Below are 26295 nucleotides of genomic sequence, written 5' to 3' on the forward strand. Positions count from 1 at the left end.
ATGCTTGTCTCCAGCGCCGCAACCTACCCATTGACCGCTGCTCAGCGCGACGTCTGGCTTGATCAGATCAGTCGCGGTGAGTCCCCGCTTTATAACATCGGCGGCTACCTGCAACTGTCTGGAGCGGTCGACCCGGCGACCCTGCACAAGGCGCTGGAGCAACTGGTTTGCGCACATGAAGTGCTGCGCACGGTCTTGATGCCCGGTGCCGGAGCGGACGGCATGCCGCTTCAGTCGTACGCGCCTTGCCTGCCGGTGTCCTTGCCGTTGCACGACGTCAGCGGTCACTCAGAGCCTGAACAGGCAGCGCGAGCACTGATCAATGACAACATGCGCCGCCCGTACGTGCTGGATGGCAGCCCATTGCTCGACTTCTGTCTCATCCGTCTGACTGATGACCAGCACTGGCTGGCAGGCCAGGCCCACCATCTGATTATCGATGGCTGGGGGTTTGCGCAGCTGTTCAAGTCCCTCGGCGAGCTTTACAGCGCATTGATCGCAGGTAAAGACCTCGAACTGCTAGCACCGGGGTACAGCGCATTCATTGCCGACGACGCAAGGTATCAGGCGTCGCAACGCTACTCGCTGGACAGGGCCTATTGGCTGGAAAAATACCGTGATTTGCCGGAGCCGTTGCTGGTGTCGCGCTATCACAACCGTCGTGCGACTGACCCGGCGCCATCCCACGCCTGGGTACAGCCGCTTCCCGGTACCTTGCATGCGCGCATGAAACAATTCGCCGAGCGCCACAATGCGTCGGCGTTTCATGTGCTGCTGGCGGTTCTGCATGTCTATTTCACGCGCACTGCGCAACGCGACGAGTGGATTGTCGGGCTGCCGCTGCTCAATCGCAGTGGCGCGCGCTTCAAGGCGACGCTGGGTCACTTCGCTCAGGTCAGTGCCGTGCGCATGGCCTTCGACGAAGGGCTGGACTTCGGTGCCTTGGTGGTCGAAGTGCGCGACGCACTGAAACGTGACTTCCGTCATCAGCGCTTCCCCTTGAGCGAACTCAATCGCACCCTCGAATTGTCACGTGAGGGAAGGGCGCAGCTGTTTGAAGTGTCGGTGTCCTACGAGCTGGAAGACCATGGTTACTGCTACACCGATGCGCAGGCACAGACGGTAAAAGTGTCCAATGGCTACGAAGCGACGCCGCTGGCCGTGCACTTGCGCAGCAACAGTTGCAACGACGATGCCTCGCTGCACCTGGTTCATCACCGTGCCTGGATCGAAGATGACGAGGCTTCGGCGATTGCCGGGCGTTTGCTGCACGTTCTGGAGCAAGGGCTGGAAAACCCGGCGCTTAAGATTCAGGACTTCCAGCTGTCTGCACCTGCCGAGCAATTGCAACTACAGGTCTGGAATCAGACTGAAAGCGTTGCGGGCGAAGAGCAACTGATTCATCGACGCATCGAACAGCAGGCCCGTACTCGCCCCTATGCCGTGGCGGCGATTTTTCAGGGGCAACACCTGACCTACGCGCAACTCAACCGCCAGGCTAATGCTCTGGCTCAGCGTCTGATCTACCAGGGCGTATGTCCTGACGATCGCGTGGCAATCCTTTCGCGCCGTGGCCTGGAAACCCTGGTAGGGCTGCTGGCCGTTCTCAAGGCGGGGGCGGCTTATGTGCCCATCGACCCGTCGCACCCGCGCGAACGCCTGCACTATCTACTCAGTGACAGTGCGCCGGTGGTGGTGCTGACCCTGTCTTCGCTGATCGAGCGTCTGCCGCCGCTGGCAGTGCCGCTGATCGAGCTGGACCATTGCATCGACGGCCAGGGCGCCGAGAACAATCCGCAGGTAGCGGGGCTGGGCAGCGACAATCTGGTCTACGTCATTTATACCTCCGGCTCCACTGGCCAGCCCAAAGGCGTGATGGTGGAGCACCGAACCCTGGCCAATCTGGTTGACTGGCACTGCCAGGCTTTCGATGTGAAGGCGGGCAGTCATACCTCCTGCCTGGCCGGTTTTGGTTTCGATGCGATGGCGTGGGAGGTCTGGCCGACTCTGTGCGCTGGCGCAACCCTGCATGTGGCACCGGTCCAGGAAGGGGGCGAGGACATTGAAGCCATGCTCGACTGGTGGCGCGCGCAACCGCTGGACGTGAGCTTTCTTCCCACCCCGGTGGCCGAGTACGCCTTCAGCCAGGATCAGGATCATCCGACGTTGCGTACGCTGCTGATCGGCGGCGATCGCCTGCGGCAGTTCACCCACAACCGCCGTTATGCCGTGGTCAACAACTATGGTCCGACCGAAACCACCGTTGTTGCCACCTCCGGTCAGGTGCTGGCCACCGGCTTGCTGCACATTGGCGGCCCCATCGCCAACACCCGTGTCTACGTCCTCGACAAGCACTTGCAAGCGATGCCCGTCGGTGTACCCGGTGAGCTTTACATTGGTGGTGAGGGTGTCGCACGGGGTTATCTGAACCAGCCGCAACTGACCGAGGAGCGCTTTGTTGCCGACCCGTTCAGCGATGTTGCACAGGCACGCATGTACCGCAGCGGCGATCTGGTGCGCTGGAATGGTGATGGAACTCTGGATTACCTGGGCCGTAACGACGATCAGGTGAAGATTCGTGGCATGCGCATCGAGCTGGGCGAAATCGAGTCGGTGCTGGCCACTCTGGAGGGTGTGAAAGACGCGGTTGTGCTGGTTCGCGATCTCCATCTGCTGGCCTGGTTCACTGAAACCGCCACGGTCGACACCGACACGCTGGCACCGGCAATGCGTGCACGCCTGCCGGGCTACATGGTGCCGCGCGCGTTTACCCGGCTGGCGTCGCTGCCATTGACGGCCAACGGCAAACTTGACCGCCGTGCGCTGCCCGATCCGGACCCGGTGTACCTGCTTGGCAACGCTTATGAAGCACCGCAGGGCGAAGTGGAAATCGCCATGGCAGCCATCTGGGCACAAGTGCTGGGCATCGGGCGCGTAGGACGGCATGACAACTTCTTTGAACTGGGCGGCCATTCCTTGCTGGCCGTCAGCCTGGTCGAGCAACTGCGCAAGGCCGGACTCAAGGCGGATGTGCATGTGCTGCTCAGCCAGCCGACACTGGCTGCTCTGGCGGCATGTCAGACGGACGTCAGCGCCTTCAAAGTGCCGGCAAACCTTATTCCGGCAGGCTGCAAGCAGATCACTCCGGGCATGTTGAGTCTGGTGGCGCTCGAACAGTCAGCCATTGATCGCATCGTCGCCAGCGTGCCGGGTGGTGGTGCTGCCAATGTGCAGGATATCTACCCGCTGGCACCGTTGCAGGAAGGTATTCTCTATCACCACCTGACCGCGGAACAGGGCGACCCCTATCTTCTGCAATGGCGTCTGGCGTTCGATACGCCAGAGCGTCTGTACAGCTGGGCCGCGGCCTTGCAGGAAGTCATTGACCGTCACGATATCCTGCGCACCTCGGTGGCGTGGCAGGGTCTGGAAAGCCCGCAACAGGTGGTCTGGCGCAATGCCGAGCTGACGGTTCAGGCCATCGAGTTCGAGGCCGAAGACCCCGAATCGGCTGTAATCGATCGCCTGCAACGCCAGTTTGACGCCCGTCATCATCGACTGGATCTGACCCAGGCACCCTTAATGCGTCTAGTGCATGCCCAGCAATCGTCGAACGGCGAAACCGTCGCCATTTTGCTCTTTCACCATCTGGTACTGGACAACACAGCGATGGAGATCGTCAGCCGCGAGATGCAGGCGTTGCTGTTCGGCCACCGCTATGACTTGAAGGCGCCGGTGCCGTATCGCAACTACGTTGCGCAAGTACGCCTGGCCAATGACGACGCAAGCCACACAACGTTTTTCACTGAAATGCTCGGTGACGTCGATGAGCCCACCCTGCCTTTTGGTATACAGGACGTGCATGCCGACGGCAGTGGCATTGAGGAGGCGCGACGGGCCCTCGACCCTGAACTGGCCCTGCGCCTACGCGAACAGGCACGCCAGCTCGGGGTGAGCGCTGCAAGTCTGATGCACGTTGTCTGGGCGCGGGTTCTGGGCGTGCTCGCCAATCGTCGCGACGTGGTATTCGGCACTGTGTTGCTGGGCCGCATGGGCGGTGAGGGCGCCGATCGGGCGCTCGGTGTATTTATCAATACCTTGCCGCTGCGCGTGGATACGGCGCAGGACACTCGTCCAGCCGTCAAGGCGGTCCACGCTAAGCTGTCTGCGCTGATCGCTCACGAGCAGGCTTCGCTGGTACTCGCTCAGGGCTGCAGTGCGGTGGCATCGGGTTCCCCGTTGTTCAGTGCCTTGCTCAATTATCGCCACAGCGGGGAGGTGAAACCGCAGGACGGTGAAGGGCTCTGGCAAGGCGTGCGGGTGCTCGGTGGTGATGTACGCAGCAACTATCCGTTGACCCTCTGTGTGGACGATCTGGGCGAAGGTTTCGACCTGCATATGCTGGCGCAGCAGGGTATGGGAGCCGAGCGTATCGCTGGCTGGGTGCTCAACACGCTGGAGCATCTGCTGGACACTCTGGAACAGGCGCTGCCGCTGCGGCTGGAAAACGTACCGATTCTCGACGCGGCAGAGCGCAACCATCTGTTGCTCGATTTCAACGGCAGCGAGCAGCCGTTCCCGCAGGGCCGCACCGTCAATGCGTTGATCGAAGCGCAGGCCGCCAGCCAGCCGCACAGCCCTGCGGTGATTCAGGGTGGTCATGTACTGACCTACGCTCAGCTCAACGAGCGCGCCAACCGCCTGGCCCACTATCTGATTGACCTGGGCGTCAAAACCGATGAGCGCATCGCCCTGTGCCTGCACCGTGGTCCCGAACGCCTGGTTGCCATGTTGGCGGTGCTCAAGGCCGGTGCGGCCTACGTGCCGGTCGACCCGGTCTATCCGGCTGAGCGTATCGCCTACCTGCTGCAGGACAGCGCGCCCCGCGTGGTTCTGACTGAAAACTCGACCCATGATCTAGCCGGCGATACTGCCCGGGTGAACATCGAGCAGGCTGACTGGCTGGATTCTTCCGGCAATAACCCTTGCGTTGCGGACCTTGATGCGCAAAAACTGGCGTACGTCATCTACACCTCCGGCTCCACCGGCCAGCCCAAGGGCGTCATGGTCGAGCACTGCACGCTGGTCAATCTGGTGCACTGGCATTGCCAGGCGTTCGCTCTGCAGGCTGGCAGTCACACGGCGAGCGTCGCCGGTTTCGGCTTCGACGCCATGGCCTGGGAAGTGTGGCCGGCGCTGTGTGCCGGTGCGGTACTGCATCTACCACCGGCCGAGGTCGGCAACGAGCACGTCGATGAGTTGCTCGACTGGTGGCTGGAACAGCCACTTCAGGTCGGTTTCCTGCCGACCCCGGTGGCCGAACAGGCCTTCAGACGCCCGCGCCAACACCCGACGCTGCGCACGCTGCTGATCGGCGGCGACCGCTTGCGCCAGTTCGACAGCGACCCTGGCTTCGCCGTGATCAACAACTACGGCCCGACTGAAACCACCGTGGTGGCGACCTCTGGTGCCGTTCAGCCGGGCGGGCCATTGCATATCGGCACCCCGATCGCCAACACTCGCGTGTATGTGCTGGACGAGCAGTTGCAGCCGGTGCCCATAGGTGTTGTCGGCGAGTTGTACATCGGTGGTGCGGGGGTTGCCCGTGGCTATCTGAATCGTCCGCAAATGACCGAAGAGCGTTTTATCGCCGACCCGTTCAGTGCCGCAACGCAGGCGCGCCTGTATCGCAGCGGCGATCTGGTGCGCTGGAATGCCGATGGCAGCCTCGACTACCTGGGACGCAACGACGATCAGGTGAAAATTCGCGGCATGCGCATCGAACTGGGCGAAATCGAGTCGGTTCTGGCCAGTCAGGCTGAGGTGCAGGACGCTGTGGTGCTGGTGCGCGGTGAACGTTTGCTGGCCTGGTTCACCGAAAACGCTCCCGTCCAACCCGAAGCGCTGCGCGAGGCGTTGCGTGCACGCCTTCCCGCGCACATGGTGCCGCTGGCCTTCACACGCCTGGACGCGTTGCCGCTGACCAGCCATGGCAAGCTTGACCGTCGTGCCTTGCCGGACCCGGAGCTGGAAGCGCTGACCAGTCAGGCCTACGCAGCACCCGTGGATGCAACTGAAACCCTCATGGCTGATCTCTGGGCACACGTGCTTGGCCTGGAAAAAGTCGGTCGCCATGACAACTTCTTTGAGCTGGGCGGCCACTCGCTGCTGGCGGTCAGTCTGGTCGAGCGTCTGCGCAATGCCGGGCTCAGCGTCGATGTACGCGTCCTGCTCGGCCAGCCGACCGTCGCCGCGCTGGCCGCGTCGGTGGGCAAAGGGCGTGAAATCCCGACGCCGCTCAATCGCGTTCCCGCCGGTTGTACACACATCACGCCGGACCTGCTGAGCCTGTCACAGCTCGACCAGACGACCATCGAGCGTATTGTCGCCACGGTGCCTGGCGGAGCGGCCAATGTTCAGGAAATCTACCCGCTGGCACCCCTGCAGGAAGGCATTCTCTATCACCACCTGACTGCCGAGCAGGGCGACCCGTACTTGCTGCAACTGCGCATGAACGTCGACAGCCCGGAGCGTCTGGAGGCAGTGGCCGCTGCCTTGCGCAAGGTCATCGCGCGGCACGACAGTCTGCGCACGGCGATCGTCTGGGAAGGGCTGGAAACGCCGCAACAGGTGGTCTGGCGCCAGGCGGATCTGCCTGTCGAACGGGTGACACTGGCGCAAATCGACGCCCCGGCGGGCGCGGCACGCATGGACTTGAACTGTGCGCCGCTGATTCGTCTGGCCTACTGCCCTGACCCGACCGGCCCAGGCCTGTCGGCAATACTGCGCTTCCATCACATTGTGGTAGACGCCACCGCGCTCGAAGTCATGCGTGAGGAAATGCTCGCCGATCTGCGCGGCGAGCCGGGCCCGACGCAGCCCGCCGTGCCGTATCGCAACTATGTGGCCCAGGCACGTCTGGGTGTCAGCGAAGCGGAGCATGAGGCGTATTTCCGCGAACAACTGGGCGATATAGACGAGCCGACGTTGCCATTCGATCTGCGCGATGTGCAGGGTGACGGCAGCTGCATCGAGGAAGCCCAGCAGGTGCTGCCCGATGCGTTGCTACAGCGCCTGCGCAGTCAGGCGCGGCAACTGGGTGTCAGCGTCGCCAGCCTGTTGCATCTGGCATGGGCGCGGGTGCTGGGCGCGGCCACCGGCAATGACCGCGTGGTATTCGGCACTGTGCTGCTGGGTCGCCTGCAGGGCGGTGCGGGTGCCGACCGTGGTATGGGCATGTTCATCAATACGCTGCCATTGCGGGTCGATCTGGGCAACCTCAGCGTGCGCGACGGCGCACGCGCCACGCATGCCCGACTGGCAGCACTGCTTGGCCATGAGCACGCATCCCTGGCTCAGGCACAGCGCTGGAGCGGGGTGGCAGCGCCATTGCCGTTATTCAGTGCAATTCTCAACTATCGACACGCCGCAGGCCAGGCGCGACAGGATGCGCAGCTCGACGCATGGCAAGGCCTGGAGATTCTGACCAGCGAGAAGCACACCAACTACCCGTTGAGCCTCAACGTCGACGATCTCGGCGACAGCCTGCGCCTGAGCGTTACCGTGCCACCTCGGGTAGGGGCGCAACGTATCTGTGCTTATGTACAGCAGACGCTGACGGCCATGCTTGACGCCCTTGAAGGCCAGCCGGATCTGCCGGTGCAACAGCTGTCGGTACTCGGTGCTGAAGAGCGGCAACGCTCGCTCGTCGACTTCAACGCCACGGCGATCCATCACGATCTTCAGCAAACCCTGCACGGGCTGTTCGAAGCCCAGGCGGTGCGTACGCCGCAGGCGATTGCCCTGCGCGCCGGGCGTGCACAATTGAGCTATCGCCAGCTCAACGAACAGGCCAACTGCCTGGCGCATCACCTGATCGATCTGGGCGTGCGGCCTGATCAACGGGTTGCGATCTGCGTCGAGCGCGGCCTGTCGATGGTGATCGGCCTGCTGGCGATCCTCAAGGCCGGTGGTGCTTACGTACCCCTGGATCCGAGCTACCCGCGCGAGCGTTTGCAGTACATGGTCAAGGACAGCACGCCCGTCGCCTTGCTGGTACAGGCCGGCACCCGCGATCTGCTTGACGACGAGCACGCGCTGCGGATCGATCTGGACAGCGTGACCTGGAACGCCCAGCGTGATCAGAATCCGCGCGTTCCCGGTTTGACGGCGGAGCATCTGGCGTATGTGATTTATACCTCGGGCTCCACCGGTACGCCGAAAGGGGTGATGGTCGAGCACCGCAACGTCAGCAACCTGGTGCAGTGGAGCTCGGTGTTGTGCCCACCGACCTCGGGCACTGTCATGCTGCAAAAGACCCCGATCAGCTTCGACGCCTCGGTCTGGGAGATTTTCTGGCCACTGAGCAGCGGTGTTACACTGGTGCTGGCGCGTCCTGATGGCCAGCGTGATCCGGCCTACCTGGCGCAAGTGATTCAGGAGCGCCAGGTCAGCGTGGTGCAGTTCGTTCCTGCACTGTTGCAGCAGTTCCTCGATCTGCCGCAGAGCAGCGCGTGCAGCAGCCTGACCGATGTTGTCTGCGGGGGCGGTGAGCTGACCGTGGAGATGGCCGCGCAGCTACGCAAACGTTTGCCAGAGGTACGCCTGCACAATGTGTACGGCCCGACTGAAACCACAGTCGATTGCAGTGTCTGGACGCTGCGACCCGACCAAGCCGTGCCGGACAGTGCCTTGCCTATCGGGCGTCCGATCAGTAACACGCGGCTTTACGTGCTCGATGCCCATGACCAGCCCGTACCGCAGGGGGTTATCGGCCATCTGCATATCGGCGGTGCCGGGGTGACGCGTGGCTACCTGAACCTGCCAAAGACCGATGCCGAACGTTTTATCGACAGCCCTTTCGTAGCAGGCGACCGCCTGTACCGCAGTGGCGATCTGGTACGTCAGCGGGCAGACGGCAACCTCGAGTTCCTTGGCCGCAATGACGATCAGGTGAAGATCCACGGATTGCGTATCGAACCGGGCGACATTCAGGCCTGCCTGATCAGCCATCCGGGTATCGAACAGGCGGTCGTGCTGGTGCGCGACGAGCAACCAGGCGGGCAGCGGCTGGTGGCCTATTACACTGGCACACAGCTATCGGTCGAGACCTTGCGTGAGGTGCTGCGTGCGCAGTTGCCGGATTACATGGTGCCCGCACTGTTCGTGCATCTGGATGAAATGCCCCTGAGCCCTAACGGCAAGCTGGACCGCAAGGCGCTGCCTGCGCCCGGGCAGGATGCGCTCCTGACCCGCCCTTATGAAGCACCGCAAGGCGAAACCGAAGCCTTGCTGGCCAGGCTCTGGAGCGAACTGCTAGGGGTCGAACAGGTAGGCCGTCACGACAACTTTTTCGAGCTGGGCGGTCATTCGCTGCTGGCGGTGAGCCTGACTGCGCGCCTGCGCCAGGAAGGCATCGAGGCCGATGTCCGGGCGCTTTTCGAACAACCTACGCTGGCGGGCTACGCAGCCATCACAGAGAACATGGAGATTACCCTGTGAGCATCAACGAACTCTTGGCGACACTCAAAGCTCACGAAATCCACCTGACGGTCAAGGACGGTCAATTGGTGGTGCAGGGCAATCGCCGTGCCTTGACCGAGAACGGGCTGCTGGAACATCTGCGCGAGCATAAGCCGGCGCTGATCGAGCTCATCGAACAGGGCGATTATCAGAACGGCAAGCGCGGCGCACCGGCATTGCCAGCCAACGGCATCGAACAGGGTTGCGAGCGAATCACTCCCGAAATGTTGACGCTGGTGAAGCTCGATCAGCCGGCTATCGACCTGTTGATGGACGCGATACCGGGAGGTGCCGCGAATGTCCAGGACATTTACCCGCTGGCACCGCTGCAGCAGGGCATTCTTTATCACCACGTCACCGCCACCCAAGGCGATCCCTATGTCATGCAGGTGCAATTCGCCTTTTCTGATCAGGCGCGTCGGGACGCGTTCGCCGAGGCGCTGCAAAGCGTCATCACCCGGCATGACATTCTGCGCACCTCAATACACTGGAAGGGGCTGGAAACCCCGTTACAGGTGGTCTGGCGCCACGCTGAACTGAAGGTCGACAGCTCGCCGCTCGCGGCAGACCTGACGATGGACCTGGGCCAGGCACCGCTGATGCGTCTGGTCTGCCATGCACCCGTGGCAGGTCAGCGGGTCGAGGCTACGTTGCTGTTCCACCACATTGCCATGGACCACAGTGCCCTTGAGGTGGTGCGCCATGAAATACAGGCCTGTCTGTCGGGGCAAGCCGAAATGCTGGGCGTACCGGTACCGTTTCGCAACTATGTCGGGCAAGCACTGCTGGGCGTCAGCGAAGCTCAGCACGAAGCGTTTTTCCGCGAGATGCTGGGTGATCTCGACGAACCGACACTGGCCTACGGCCTGCAGGATTTGAGCGGCGAGGGTGATGCGATCGAAGAGCACAGCGTCACGCTCGATCAGCAGCTGTGTCTGCGCCTGCGCGCCCAGGCGCGAACCCTGGGCATCAGTGTCGCCAGCCTGTTTCATCTGGGCTGGGCACGGGTGCTGGCGGGCCTCGCCGGGCAGTCGCGGGTAGTATTCGGCACCGTGCTGATGGGGCGCCTGCTGGGTGCCGAGGCCACAGAGCGGGCGCTGGGCATCTTCATCAACACATTGCCGCTGCGCCTCGATCTGGACGAGCAAGGCGTGCAAGCCGCAGTGCGTGCCACTCACCAGCGCCTGACCGCGCTGATGCGCCACGAACACGCACCGCTGGCACTGGCGCAGCGCTGCAGTGGGGTAAAGGCGCCGACGCCGTTGTTCAACGCATTGCTCAACTACCGCCACAGTGCACCGGCGCAGGCGTCAGGTGAGACATGGCAAGGCATTGAAGTGCTGCAGGCTCAGGAGCGCAGCAATTATCCGCTGGTGCTGAGCGTCGATGATCTGGGTGAAGCCTTTGGCTTGACGGCACAAGCCGCCGCAGGCATCGACCCGCAAAGCATTTGCGCCTATATGCAATGGACCATGGAAAGCGTGGTCGATGCGCTGGAGCAGACGCCGCAGATGTCGGTCGATCAGCTTGATATCGTGCCCGCCAGCGAGCGTGCGCAGTTGCTGCTGGATTTCAATGACCGACGTGCCGACTACGAACGCATGCTGACGACTCATCAGCGTATTGAGCTGCTGGCAGAGCAGCAGCCTGACGCTATTGCCGCACAGGTGGGCAAACAACACCTGAGCTACCGCGAGCTGAACGCACGCGCCAATGCGCTCGCCGATCATTTGATCAGTCTTGGGGTACAACCCGATGACCGCGTGGCGGTGGTGGCGCGGCGTAGCCTGGAGACGCTGGTCGGCTTGCTGGCGGTGCTCAAGGCCGGTGCAGGCTATGTGCCGGTCGATCCGGCGCACCCGGACGAGCGCATTGCCTATCTGCTCGGCGACAGCGCGCCGGTTGCGGTATTGGCTCAACCAGTCTTTGTCGAACGCCTGCAAGGGTTGGGCTTGCCGGGATTGAACACCCCACTGATCGAACTGGACCTGGCAAACTGGCCCGAGCAGCAAGACAACCCTCACGTCGACACGCTCGACTCGACCCATCTCGCCTACGTGATCTACACCTCGGGCTCGACCGGCCAGCCCAAGGGCGTGATGGTCGAGCACCGCTCGCTGAACAATCTGATCGACTGGCACCGAGAGGCCTTCGATCTGCACGCGGGCAGTCATACCGCCAGTGTGGCGGGCTTCGGTTTCGACGCCATGGCCTGGGAAGTCTGGCCGGCCTTGTGCGCCGGGGCGACGCTGCACCTGCCACCGGCCGAAATCGGCAATGAGCAGCTTGATGCGCTGCTCGACTGGTGGATCGCCCAGCCATTGCAGGTCGCTTTTCTGCCCACGCCGGTGGCCGAATACGCCTTCAGTCGCAATCTGCGTCATCCAACCCTGCGCACGCTGCTGATCGGCGGTGACCGGCTACGCCAGTTCCATCGCGATCCGGGCTTTGCGGTGATCAATAATTATGGGCCCACCGAAGCCACGGTGGTCGCCACCTCCGGTCGTTTATTACCCGACGGCAGCCTGGACATCGGCAAACCGGTCGCCAACACCTCGATTTATCTGCTTGATGAGCGGCAACAGCTGGTCCCGCTCGGTGTGCCGGGCGAGCTGTATATCGGTGGCGACAGTGTGGCGCGTGGTTACCTGAATCAGCCGCAACTGACTGCCGAACGCTTTGTGCATGATCCGTTCGCCGGGCAACCACAGGCGCGCATGTACCGCACCGGCGATCTGGCACGCTGGAATGCCGATGGCACGCTGGAATACCTGGGTCGTAATGACGATCAGGTGAAAATTCGCGGGGTGCGTATCGAGCTGGGTGAGATCGAAAACCAGTTCAGCCAGTTGCCGGGTATCGAGGAGGCACTGGTACTGGCTCGCGAAGACGAGCCGGGGCAACCACGGCTGGTGGGGTATTTCACTGAGCGTGCCGGCGCTGCCTCCAGCACCGTGGAGCAATTGCGTACCGCACTGCTGGCGCGCCTGCCGGGTTATATGGTGCCCGGCGCATTGGTGCGTCTGGACAGCTGGCCACTGACGGCCAATGGCAAGGTCGACCGCCGTGCCTTGCCGGTGCCCGACCGCACCGCGCTGTCTACCAGCGAATACCAGGCTCCGCAAGGCGATCTGGAGCGCGCGCTGGCCCTGATCTGGAGCGAATTGCTGCAGGTCGAGCGCGTAGGGCGTCATGACCGTTTCTTTGAGCTGGGCGGTCATTCGTTGCTGGCCATGCGCATGGTTTCTCAGGTACGTCAGCGCCTGTCACTGGAACTGGCCCTTGGCAACCTGTTTGCCGACAGTTCGCTGATCGCGGTCGCACACTGCCTGAGCGCTGCCGCGCGCAGTCAGTTGCCAGTCATCGACGTGCAGCCACGCAACGGCCCGGTATCCTTGTCTTCCGCTCAGCAGCGCATCTGGTTCATGGCGCAAATGGAAGATGCCAACAGTGCCTACAACGTCTCGTTGGGCCTGAAACTGAACGGTCCACTGGACAGCCGTGCCTTGACGCGTGCACTGGAACGCATCGTGGCCCGCCACGACAGTCTGCGCAGCCGCTTCAGTCAGGAAGACGACATTGCCTGGGTACAGGCAGCGCCGGTGACTGAAGTGCCGCGCATCAGTTGGCAGGATTTGCGTGATCAGGACCCGCAAGCGCTGCAGGCCGTGATCAGGGAAGAGGCCGCGCAGCCCTTCGACTTGCAGCACGACCTGCCGATCCGTGGCCGTTTGCTGTGTCTGGCTGAAGACCGTCACGTCTTGCTGCTGACCGTGCATCACATCGTTGCCGACGGCTGGTCGCTGGGCGTGCTGACCCGCGAACTGACCGCGCTCTACCAGGCGTTCAGTCAAGGGCAGGAGGATCCCTTGCCCGCGCTGGCACTGCAATATGGCGATTACGCCGTGTGGCAACGCAACTGGCTGGACGACGAACGATTGAGTCATCAGGCCGATTACTGGCAGCAGACCCTGACGGGTGCGCCGGTATTGCTGACCTTGCCCACAGACCGTCCACGTCCCGCGCATCAGGACTACACCGGGGCCAGCGTCGCGCTGGATCTCGACCCGCGTTTGAGCAACGACCTCAGAGCCTTCTGCCAGACGCAGTCGGTGACACCATTCATGCTGTTCATGGGCGCCTGGGCCGTATTGCTGGCGCGGCTGTCCGGACAGGAAGAGGTTGTCGTCGGCATGCCGGTTGCCAACCGCCGTCATGCCGAAATCGAAGGCTTGATCGGACTGTTCGTCAATACCCTGGCCGTGCGTGTCGACACGTCGGGCGAGCCGGATGTGGTGACGCTGCTGGGGCGCATCAAGGCCCGCGTGGTGGAAGCACAGGATCATCAGGACCTGCCTTTCGAACAAGTGGTGGAGCGCCTGCGGCCGCCGCGCAGCCTCGCGCACAGCCCGTTATTCCAGGCATCACTGGCCTGGGATGGCAGCCAGGGGCTGGAATTGCAACTGGGCGATATGCAGCTCGAGCCGCTGGATGAACAGGCCGCTTTCGCGAAATTCGACCTGGCGTTGAGCGTCAGCGATGGCCCCGATCATTTCCGCTGCATCGTGGAATACGCCACAGCGCTGTTCGACCACAGCACCGTCGAGCGCCACTTGGGGTATCTGGAAGCGATACTGCGCGCCATGGTGGCTGACAGCCAGACGGTGGTGAGCGACATTCGGCTGTTGTCGGAGGCCGAGCGTCGGCAGTTGACCGACGGTTTCAATGCACCCGATGCGGTTTATCCGCAAGAGCAGACGCTGCACAGCCAGTTTGAAGCGCAAGCGCAGCGCACGCCGGATGCGATTGCCGTGAGCTATGAAGAGGAGTCGTGGAGCTACGCGACACTTAACGCCCAGGCCAACAGGATCGCACATCGCCTGATTGGCATGGACATCGGTGCGGACGACCGAGTCGCCATCTGCACGCCTCGCGGCCTGCAGATGATCGCGGGCCTGCTGGGGATTCTCAAAGCCGGTGCCGCCTACGTGCCGCTGGACCCGGCTTATCCTATTGAACGTCTGGCTTACACCCTCGACGACAGCGCACCGGTGGCGTTGTTGAGTCAGCGGTCAGTGCAGGGCACCTTGCCGGTCTCGGAAGTGCCGGTGATCTGTCTCGACGACGACTTGCAGGACGAATCCGTCTGTAATCCGCAGGTGCCGGTAACGCCCGGCAACCTGGCTTATGTGATCTACACCTCCGGGTCCACCGGTAAGCCCAAAGGCGTGATGATCGAACATCGCAACGTCGCGCGGCTGTTCTCGGCCACCGAAGAATGGTTCGGTTTCAACCAGCAGGATGTCTGGGCGCTGTTCCATTCGTTCGCCTTCGACTTTTCGGTCTGGGAAATCTGGGGCGCGTTGCTGCATGGCGGGCATTTGGTGATCGTGCCGCAACTGGTCAGCCGCTCGCCCGAAGACTTCTACGCATTACTGTGCAGCACCGGGGTGACGGTGCTCAACCAGACGCCGAGTGCGTTCCGTCAGCTGATTGCTGCACAGGGCGAGAACGGCCAGGCGCATTCGTTGCGCAAGGTGATCTTTGGCGGTGAAGCGCTGGACACCGTGATACTCAAGCCGTGGTATGCCCGCAATGTGAACGCCGGCACACAACTGGTGAACATGTACGGCATCACCGAAACCACGGTGCATGTGACCTATTACCCGTTGCAGCCCGAAGACGCCCAGCGCCTCGGCGCCAGCCCGATCGGCAGACGCATTCCCGATTTGCAGCTTTATGTCCTCGATGCGCGCGGCGAGCCCGTGCCGATGGGTGTGGTTGGCGAGCTGTATGTCGGCGGTGCCGGTGTGGCGCGGGGCTATCTGCACCGTGAAGCACTGACGGCTGAACGCTTTCTCGACAACCCGTTCAGCCACGCAGCGAATGCGCGGATGTACCGTACCGGTGACCTGGGCCGCTGGCTGGCCGATGGCAGCCTGGAATACATGGGCCGTAATGACGAACAGGTCAAGATTCGCGGTTTCCGTATCGAACTGGGTGAGATCGCAGCGCGCCTGAACGATCATCCAGATGTTCTGGACGCTGTGGTTGTGGCGCGCGAGGATGTGCCGGGTGACAAACGACTGGTTGGCTATTACACCTCGGCTGAAGATAAAGCCGGGCTGGATATCGAACAGTTGCGTACCTGGCTGTCGGGCCTGCTGCCCGAATACATGTTGCCTGCGGCCTATGTACGGCTGCCCAGCCTGCCAGTGACGGCGAACGGCAAACTGGACCGCAAAAGCCTGCCGGCACCTGACCGCGACAGCATCGCCAGCCGGGCCTATGAAGCGCCGCAAGGACCGATCGAAATCGCCCTGGCAAGCTTGTGGGCCGAGCTGCTGCATGTGGAGCAGGTCGGTCGTCAGGATAATTTCTTTGAACTGGGCGGCCACTCGTTGCTGGCCGTGACCCTGATTGCGCGTATGCGTCGTCTGGACATGCGTGCGGACATTCGCGTTCTGTTTGTCCAGCCAACGCTGGCGGCGCTGGCCGAGGCCGTCGGTGGCGACACTGAAATCGATGTGCCAGCCAACCTGATCGATGCGCACTGCCAGCGCATCACCCCTGAACTGCTGCCCTTGGTAGCGCTGGATCAGCCCGCCATTGAGCGTATCGTGGCGCGGGTGCCGGGCGGTGCCGCTAATGTGCAGGATATCTACCCGCTGGGCCCGTTGCAGACCGGTATTCTTTACCACCACCTGACCGCCGGGGACCGCGATCCTTATCTGTTGCAGCCGCAGTTCGCCTTCGCCGACGCCTCGCGTCTCGAGGCTTTTTGCCATGCCTTGCAGCGAGTGATCGAGCGCAACGATATTCTGCGCACCGGGTTGTTCTGGGAAGGTTTGCAAGCACCGGTACAAGTGGTCTGGCGCCAGGCGCCTCTGCGGGTTGAAGAGGCAGCCTTGCAAGACCTGTTCAATGCGCCGCGCATGGACCTGACGCAGGCGCCGCTGTTGCAGCTGGTTTATGCCCATGATCCGGCCAACCAAAGGATCGCAGCGGTGCTGCGCTACCACCATGTGATCATGGACCACATCGCCCTCGACATATTGAGCCATGAGTTGCAGGCCATACTGCTGGACGACGAAACTCAGCTTGCAGCGCCTGTGCCTTACCGAAACTACATTGCCCATGTTGTGCGAGGGCCTGGCGAGGACGCCCATGAAGCGTTCTTCCGCGAGCAGTTGGGCGATATCGATGAGCCGACCTTGCCTTACGGCCTGGCCATGGCATCCGCAGAGCAGATTCCTGGCGAGGCCCGACTCACGCTGGACAGCGACCTGTGCCGGCAGATCCGCGATCAGGCAAGGCAGTTGAGTGTCAGCGCCGCCACGTTGATGCACCTCGCCTGGGCGAAGGTGCTCGGCCAGTTGTCCGGACGTGACAGCGTGGTATTCGGCACCGTGCTGCTTGGACGGTTGCGCGGCGGTGAGGGGGGCGAGCGCGCCTTGGGGGTGTTCATCAATACCTTGCCATTGCGCATGGATCTGGTCGGGCACTGCGCGCGCAGTGCAGTGCTCGACCTCCATGGTCGTCTGGTCGGGATGCTCGCCCATGAGCACGCTCAGTTGGCTTTGACCCAGCGCTGTAGCGCCTTGCCGGCTGGCGCACCACTGTTCAATACGCTGCTCAATTACCGCCACAGCGCTGTGCCTGAGCTCGATGACCAGGCGAACAACACGGCATGGCAAGGGATTGAGGTCGTGCACGCAGAGGAGCGCAGTAACTACCCGCTGACCTTGAGTATCGATGACTTCGGCGATAGTTTCAGCCTGACAGCCCAGGCTGCGCCGGGTATTGATCCGCAACGGATTTGCGCCTACGTGCAACAAGCCGTTGTCCATCTGGTGCAGGCCCTGGAGCAGCAGTCGGCAGCAGCCCTGATTGAATCGTCAGTGGTGCCGGAGGCAGAACGCGAGCAGATGTCGGTATCGTTCAACGATACCCGGCGTGACTACCCACGCGGGCAGCCCGTGCACCGTCTGTTCGAGCGCCGCGCTGCGCTTCATCCGCATGCAGTGGCGGCCGTGCATGGCCGTCGCTCACTCACTTATGGTGAGTTGAACGAGCGCGCCAACCACTTGGCTCACTACCTGCTGGGGCAAGGTGTGCGGCCCAACGAGCATGTGGCGATTTTGCTACCGCGCTCACTGGAACTGCTGATCAGCCAGTTGGCGGTCGGCAAATGCGCAGCGACCTACGTGCCACTGGACGTCAATGCGCCTGCCGAACGCCAGCATTACATGCTCGATGATTGCCAGGCGAAATGCGTGCTGACACAGAGCGCCACCTCGATGGGCTCGACGGTGCAGCGCATCGATCTGGACCAGTTGCACCTTGACGACCAGCCTGCGCATGATCCGGGCCTGCCACAGGCATCCGACACAGCGGCTTACGTCATGTACACCTCCGGCTCGACGGGGGCCCCGAAAGGCGTCCGTGTGGCCCATCGCGGCATTGCCAGGCTGGTGTTGAACAACGGTTATGCCGACTTCAACGAGCAGGACAGCATCGCCTTTGCCTCCAACCCTGCATTCGATGCCAGCACCATGGAAGTCTGGGGTGCCTTGCTCAACGGTGGACAGCTGTTGGTGATCGAGCACACCACGCTGATCGACCCGATGCGTTTCAGCGCGGCTCTGCGTCAGGGCAATGTCAGTGTGCTGTTCTTGACCAGCGCACTGTTCAACCAGTACGTGCAACTGATCCCCGAGGCGCTCAGCGGTCTTCGGCTGTTGCTTTCCGGCGGTGAGCGCGCCGATCCGGCGAGCTTCCGCACGCTGCTTGCCCAGGCTCCGGGCCTGCACCTGTTGAACGCGTACGGCCCCACTGAAACGACTACCTTCGCTACGGCCAGTGATGTAAGAACACTGGCCGATCACGCCGAGTCGGTACCGATCGGTACACCTATCGGCAACACGACGGTCTACGTGCTCGACGCTCATCAGCACCTGACACCGTTGGGGGCGATTGGCGAGCTTTACATTGGTGGCGACGGTGTGGCACTGGGTTATCTGAATCGCCCGGACCTGACCGCAGAGAAGTTTATCGCCGACCCGTTCAGCGATCAGCCCGGCGCGATGATGTACCGCACCGGCGATCTGGGCCGCTGGCTGGAGGATGGCCAGCTGGAATGCCTGGGGCGCAACGATGACCAGGTGAAAATCCGTGGTTTCCGTATCGAACTGGGCGAGATCGTCAATTGCCTGCATCAGTTGCCGGGCATCAGCGAGGCTGTGGTTCTGGCGCGCGAGGATGAGCCGGGCCATGTGCGTCTGGTTGCCTACTTCACCAGCCGGCTGGACGCCGAGGCGCCTGCACCGGAGCAAATGCGTGCTCACGTGCAGGCTAACCTGCCGGAATACATGGTGCCTGGGGCCTTTGTCGAGCTGACCGTTCTGCCGTTGACCGCCAACGGCAAGCTGGACAGCCGTGCGCTGCCCAAACCGGATCACTCGTCGCTGTTGGGGCTGGCCTACGAGCCACCGCAGGGCGAGATTGAAATCGCTCTGGCACAGATCTGGGCTGAAGTGCTGCAGCTCGAGCGGGTCGGTCGTCACGATCACTTTTTCGATCTGGGCGGGCATTCCCTGCTGGCCATGCGCATGGTGTCGCAGGTGCGTCAGCAGATGGGCATGGAGTTGCCATTGGGCGAACTCTTCGCGCTGGGCGAACTGGCAGCCGTGGCCAGTGCGCTGGCTGGTGCGGGACGCAGTGAACTGTCACTGATCCTGCCTGCGCCGCGTGATCAGTCGCTACCGCTGTCGTTTGCCCAGCAGCGTTTGTGGTTTCTGGCACAAATGGAAGGCGGTAATCAGGCTTACAACATCCCGCTGGCCCTCAGTCTGCAAGGATCGCTGGATGTCGCCGCGTTGAGAGCCGCGCTTGGGCGAATCGTCGAGCGCCACGAAACCCTGCGCAGCCGCTTCATTGCCCGTGAGGAGGGGGCTGAAGTCGTGTTCACAGCTCCGGCGGCCATGTCGTTCCTGCACATCGAAGACCTGCGTCAAAACCCGCAAACCCTGGCCGAACGCGTCGCAGCAGAGGCTACCGCAGCGTTCGATCTGACACGGGGGCCGCTGATCCGTGGCTGCCTGCTGCAGGTGGAAGACGCGCGGCACGTATTGTTGCTGACCGTGCACCACATCGTCTCCGACGGCTGGTCGATGGGCGTTCTGACCCGCGAATTGCTTGCGTTGTATCCGGCGCTGCGTCGTGGCGAGACCGATCCACTGCCAGCGCTGAGCATCCAGTACGCCGACTATGCGGTCTGGCAGCAGGGCTGGATGAGCGGTGAACGTCTGCAACACCAGGCTGCCTATTGGCGGCAGGTGCTGGAAGGCGCGCCGACACTGCTGACCCTGCCTGCCGACCGGCCGCGTCCGGCGCAGCAGGATTTCACCGGTGCCAGCCTCAACGTACGGCTGGATGGGCAACTGACTGCCGGCCTGCGTGCGCTGGCTCAGCGGCAAGGCGTTACGCTGTACATGACCTTGCTGACTGCGTGGGGCGCACTGCTGGCGCGTCTGTCCGGTCAGGTCGAGGTGGTCGTCGGCAGCCCGATCGCGGGCCGTGGTCGCGCCGAGCTGGAAGGGCTGATCGGCCTGTTCGTCAACACGCTGGCCATACGCATCGACACAGCATCGGCACCCACCGGTGATGCGCTGCTGGCACAGGTCAGGACGCGAGTACTGGAGGCTCAGGACCACCAAGACCTGCCGTTCGAGCAGGTGGTTGAAATCGTCCGCCCGACACGCAGCCTGGCCCATGGTCCGTTATTCCAGACAACGCTCAACTGGCTGGCCGGGGAAACTACCTTACCGGAGATGGACGGGCTGTCGCTGGCAACGGTCGAACAGCAGAGTCAGGTCTCCAAGTTCGATCTGTCGCTTAACCTCGGCGAACAGGGTGATGCGTTGTTCGGCACGCTGGACTACGCCACTGCGCTGTTCGATGAGGCAACGGTGCAGCGCTATTGCGGTTATTTCGAACAGTTGCTGCGCACGCTGGTGAGCAACCAGCAGGCGGTGCTCGCTGATATTCCGCTGGTGGGCCCGCAGGAGCGCGAGTATCTGCTCGACACTCTTAACGCCAGCGCGGTGAGCCTGCCGCAAGGTCAGACCATTCATGCTCTGATAGAGGCACGCGCCGAGGGCATGCCCGAAGCCGTTGCGGCCAGAGTCGGCCAGCAGTCGCTGAGCTACGCGCAGATGAACCGTCAGGCCAACAGCCTTGCCCATCATCTGATCAGCCTGGGCGTGCGCCCGGATGATCGCGTCGCGGTCGTCGCGCGCCGTGGCCTGGACACGCTGGTGAGCCTGCTGGCCGTGCTCAAGTCCGGTGCTTGTTATGTGCCGGTGGATCCGGCGCACCCCGATGAGCGCATAAACTATCTGCTGACCGATAGTGCGCCAGTAGTGGTGCTCGCTGAACAGGCTTTCATGGCGCGCCTGCCTGCACTGACGGTGCCGCTGCTCGCGCTCGATCGCCCTCAATGGCCTGAGCAACCGGCAAATCCGCTGGTGTCGGGCCAGACGCCCGGCGATCTGGCGTATGTGATTTACACTTCCGGCTCGACCGGACAACCGAAAGGCGTGATGGTCGAACACCGCACGCTGGCCAATCTCGTTCACTGGCATTGCCAGGCATTCGCTTTGCACGCCGGTAGCCATACTGCCACTGTGGCCGGCTTCGGCTTTGACGCGATGGCCTGGGAAGTCTGGCCGGCCCTGTGTGCAGGGGCAACGCTGCATATCCCGCCAGCCGAAATCAGTAATGAACAGCTCGACCTGCTGCTCGACTGGTGGCTGGCCCAGCCGCTACAGGTGGCGTTTTTGCCGACACCGGTGGCCGAATATGCGTTCAGCCGCGAGCTGTATCACTCGACGCTGCAGACGCTGCTGATCGGCGGCGATCGCCTGCGGCAGTTCCACCGTGAGCCGGGTTTTGCCGTGATCAACAACTATGGCCCGACCGAAACCACGGTGGTCGCCACCTCCGGTCGTCTGTTGCCTGACGGCAGCCTCGACATCGGCAAACCGATCGCCAACACCCGCGTGTACCTGCTTGATGAGCAGCAGCAACTGGTGCCGACCGGTGTTGCCGGCGAACTGTACATCGGCGGTGAAGGCGTGGCGCGGGGCTATCTGAATCAGCCGCAACTCACTGCCGAGCGCTTCCTCAGCGACCCGTTCTGCGAGCACCCGCAGGCGCGCATGTACCGCACCGGTGATCTGGCACGCTGGAATGCAGACGGCACGCTGGACTATCTGGGGCGTAACGACGATCAGGTGAAAATCCGCGGTATGCGTATCGAACTGGGCGAAATCGAGGCGCAACTGACCTCGTTGCCGGGTATCGAGGAATCGCTGGTGGTGGCGCGCGAGGACGAACCTGGACAGTCACGTCTGGTGGCGTATTTCATTGAGCAAGGCCCGCGCTCGGCGCTTGATATCGCCAGGCTGCGTGCCGACATGCTGGACCGCCTGCCGGGCTACATGGTGCCGAGTGCGTTCGTGCGCCTCGATGCCTGGCCATTGACCGCCAACGGCAAGGTCGATCGACGTGCCTTGCCAGTGCCGGATCGCGACGCTATGCCAGGGCGTGAATACGAGCCGCCGCAAGGCGAGCTGGAAATGGCCCTGGCCGATATCTGGAGCGATTTGCTGCAAGTCGAGCAAGTAGGGCGCAACGATCACTTCTTCGAGCTCGGCGGCCATTCGCTGCTCGCCGTTACTCTGATCGCACGCATGCGTCGCCGTGGCATGGATGCCGATATCCGCGTGTTGTTTGCCCAGCCGACCCTGGCCGCCTTGGCACGCGCCGTTGGCAGCGGCGCTCAGGTGAAGATTCCGGCCAACCTGATCGGTGCGGATTGCACGTCAATCACCCCGGACCTGTTGCCGCTGGTGAAACTGGACCAGGCAGGGATCGATCGCGTCGTCGCCAGCGTTACCGGCGGTGCGAGCAATATTCAGGACATCTACCCGCTGGGGCCTCTGCAGGCGGGTATTTTCTATCACTACCTGTCCGCCGCTGAGGATGATCCCTATCGCTTGCAGGCACGCTTCGCCTTTGCCGACCGCTCGCGACTGGAGGCCTTCAGCCAGGCGCTGCAACAGGTGATCGCCCGCAACGACGTGTTGCGCACTTCACTGTGCTGGGAAGGCCTGGAAACGCCTGTGCAAGTGGTCTGGCGACATGCCGATCTGCCGGTGATCGAGGTGCCGCTGGCGGCGCTGGATGCTCCCGAGCCGCTCGAGCTCGTGCGTGCACCGCTGTTGCGTCTGGTTCATGCCGATGACCCGGAAAACGGGCGTATCGTCGCGGTCCTGCTGTTCCATCACCTGATCATGGACCACGTTGCCCTGGACCTGCTGAGCCAGGAATTGCAGGCGGTACTGCTCGATCAGGCAGCGCAACTGCCTGCGCCAGTGCCTTACCGCAACTACATCGCGCAGACCTTGCTGGGGGCCGGTGACGACGCGCATGAGACGTTCTTCCGCGAGCAATTGGGCGATCTGGATGAGCCGACCCTGGCGTACGCCCAGACCTGGTTGCCAGGGCCGGACGTTGCAGGCGAGGCCCGACTGCGTCTGGATGCGGACCTGAACAGGCGTTTACGCCATCAGGTGCGGCAGCTGGGTGTCAGTCCTGCCAGCCTGATGCACCTGGCCTGGGCTCAGGTACTGGGCCGATTGTCCGGGCGTGACAGCGTGGTGTTCGGCACCGTACTGTTGGGTCGCTTGAACGGCAGCGAGGGCGCCGACCGCACGCTCGGGGTGTTCATCAACACCTTGCCGTTGCGCATCGACCTGGCCGATCAGAGTGCACGCGATGCTCTGTCGCAGACCCACCGCCGCCTGACCGGATTGCTTGCCCACGAACAGGCTTCTCTGGCAATCGCGCAGCGTTGCAGCGCCTTGCCTGCAGGCGCACCGTTGTTCAGTGCACTGTTGAACTACCGCCACAGCGCTGCACCCGGTGAGGCAAACGAGGCTGCCGGCAAGGCCTGGCAGGGCATCGAGCTGTTGCAGTCTGGCGAGCGCAGCAGCTATCCGTTGACGCTCAGCGTCGATGATCTGGGCGAGGCGTTCGACCTGACTGCGTTGACCTCGAAAGGCATCGATGCCCGACGTGTTTGTGCGTATCTTGCCTGCGCCGTGGAGGGGTTGGTCGACGCGCTTGAACAGGCACCTGCGGGACCGATTCAGGCACTGAATGTTCTGCCCGGCGCCGAACGAAACGAGCTGCTCGATGGCTTCAATGCCGATCGCCTTACGGCGGAGTGCCCGCTGCCCGTTCATCTGCGTATCGAACAGCAGGCGCTGGAACAACCGAACGCCATGGCCGCAAAGGCGGGCGACCAGCATTTGAGCTATGGCGAGTTGAACGCCCGTGCCAACGCAATGGCCCATCACCTGATCGGGCTGGGCGTACGTCCTGACGACCGGGTGGCGGTGGTCGCGCGGCGCGGCCTGGAGACCCTGGCCGGTCTGCTGGCAGTGCTGAAAGCCGGGGCGTGCTACGTACCGGTCGATCCGGGCCACCCTGATGAACGCATCAGCTACCTGCTGGAGAACAGCGAACCTGTGGTGGTGTTGGCTCAATTCGACCTGCTGACACGTCTGCCCGAACTGCAGGTGCCGGTGATCGCGTTTGATCGCCCGGACTGGTCACAGCGCACCGGCAACCCGTCCGTGCCGGAAATGACCACGCAACATCTGGCTTACGTGATTTACACCTCGGGGTCCACCGGGCTGCCCAAGGGCGTGATGGTCGAGCACCGCACGCTGAACAATCTGGTGGATTGGCACTGTGAAGCCTTCAACCTGCGTGCCGGCAGTCATACCGCCAGCGTTGCCGGGTTCGGTTTCGACGCCATGGCCTGGGAAGTCTGGCCTGCGCTGTGTGCCGGTGCGGTGCTGCACCTGCCGCCTGCGGAGATTGGCAACGAACAGCTCGATGTGCTGCTCGACTGGTGGCTGGCCCAGCCACTGCAGGTGGCGTTTCTGCCGACCCCCGTGGCCGAATACGCCTTCAGCCGTGAATTACACCATCCGACGCTGCAAACTCTGTTGATTGGCGGTGATCGCTTGCGCCATTTCAACCGTGATCCCGGTTTTGCCGTGGTCAACAACTACGGCCCGACAGAGACCACGGTGGTGGCCAGCTCTGGCCGGATGCAGCCTGGCAAGGTGTTGCACATCGGCAAGCCGGTTACCCATGCCCGACTGTACGTACTGGATTCGCGTGGCCAGCCCGTGCCACTCGGGGTGCCCGGCGAGTTGTACATCGGCGGCGCTGGCGTGGCTCGTGGCTATCTGAACCGTGCGGACCTGACCGCAGAACGCTTCCTCGACGATCCGTTCAGCGACAGATCCGGTGCGCGCATGTATCGCTCCGGCGATCTGGTGCGCTGGCTGTCAGACGGGACGCTTGAATACCTGGGCCGCAACGATGATCAGGTGAAGATTCGTGGCGTGCGTATCGAGCCAGGCGAGATCGAACAGCACCTGGCGCAATGCCCGGGCGTCGGCGAAGCGGTGGTGACCACCCAGCGTCTGGACGATGGCACGTTGCGTCTGGTGGGTTACTTCACCCGTCGTGACGCGTCGCTCAACAGTGCCGCCTTGCGCGCGCATCTATTGGGTCAACTCCCGGAGTACATGGTGCCTGCGGTGTTTGTAGGCCTTGATGCGCTGCCATTGACCCAGAACGGCAAAGTCGACCGCAAGGCATTGCCTGCGCCCGACCTGGCGGCACTGGCGAACCTCGCTTACCAGGCGCCTTCAACGGCTCTGGAAGAGCGCCTGGCGGACTTGTGGGCCGAGGTTCTTGAAGTCGGAAAAATCGGCAGGCACGACAGTTTCTTCGAACTGGGCGGCCATTCGCTGTCGGCCATCCGCCTGGTCAGCCTGCTGCAAAAAGCAGGTGTGTCACTGACGCTGGCCGAGCTGTTCCAGCACCCTAGCGTTGCAGCGCTGGCCGGATTGCTCGATCAGCGTCCAGGATCGCCGGACGAGGCTCGGGAGGTGATCACAGTGCGCGCCGGTGGCAGCGAGTCACCCTTGTTTCTTCTGCACGATTTCACCGGGCTGGATGCTTATTTCCCGGTGCTTGGGCAACATCTGCAGGGTGACTTTCCGATTTACGGCTTGCCGGGCATTGGTCTTGGGCAGCAGCAATTACGCACCATGGAGTGTCTGGCAGCGCGGATGGTGGAGCGCATTCGTCAGGTCCAGCCGCGCGGCCCGTATCGGTTGGCCGGCTGGTCGTTTGGCGGGGTTCTGGCCTACGAAGTGGCCACGCAACTGCTGGGCATGGACGAGGCCGTGACATTCCTCGGCCTGATCGACAGCTATGTGCCACGCCTGACCGATCAGGGCAAGGCGCGCTGGCAGGGGCCTGATTTGCTTGAGCGGCAATTGCTCTCGCATTGCACTGCGCACTGGCAAGCCCAGGCGGGTGAGGGCGCTGCGAAGTTGGCGCGTCTGAACTCATTGAGCGAGCAAGCGCCGCTGCCGGACTTCGCCACGCTGTTGCAACTGTGCCGTGACGAAGGCCTGTTGTATGAGGAGCTGGCGCTGGCGAGCGATCAGCAATTGCACCATTACCTGGACCGTGAAGTGGCGCATGGTCAGGCCCTGGCGCATTACCAGCTGGAGTCACTCAGCCTGCCGATTCACCTGTTCCGCGCCGAACAGCGCCCAATGGCGCCGATTGGAAGCAGTTCGACCCTGGGCTGGGGTGAGATTCTCTCCGCAG

The 26295-nt window shown here is 62.8% G+C and carries 2 protein-coding genes (1 of these 2 only partly in view); both read left to right on the forward strand.

Features of this window, described 5'->3' with window-relative positions:
- Nucleotides 1-9501 carry a non-ribosomal peptide synthetase gene (locus tag JOE39_RS06715; protein WP_210077662.1) on the forward strand — a complete coding sequence of 3167 codons (9501 nt, stop codon included), beginning with the start codon at nucleotides 1-3 and terminating at the stop codon, nucleotides 9499-9501.
- Nucleotides 9498-26295, forward strand: the 5' portion of a protein-coding gene (locus tag JOE39_RS06720; protein ID WP_210077660.1) for a non-ribosomal peptide synthetase. The gene runs 983 nt beyond the window's last position; only the first 16798 of its 17781 coding nucleotides appear in the window; its start codon is at nucleotides 9498-9500; its stop codon lies off the right edge, out of view. Before JOE39_RS06715 ends, JOE39_RS06720 begins: the two co-directional genes overlap by 4 nt.

Source organism: Pseudomonas sp. PvP100, assembly GCF_017833055.1.
In the GTDB taxonomy this organism is placed as follows: Bacteria; Pseudomonadota; Gammaproteobacteria; order Pseudomonadales; family Pseudomonadaceae; genus Aquipseudomonas; species Aquipseudomonas syringae.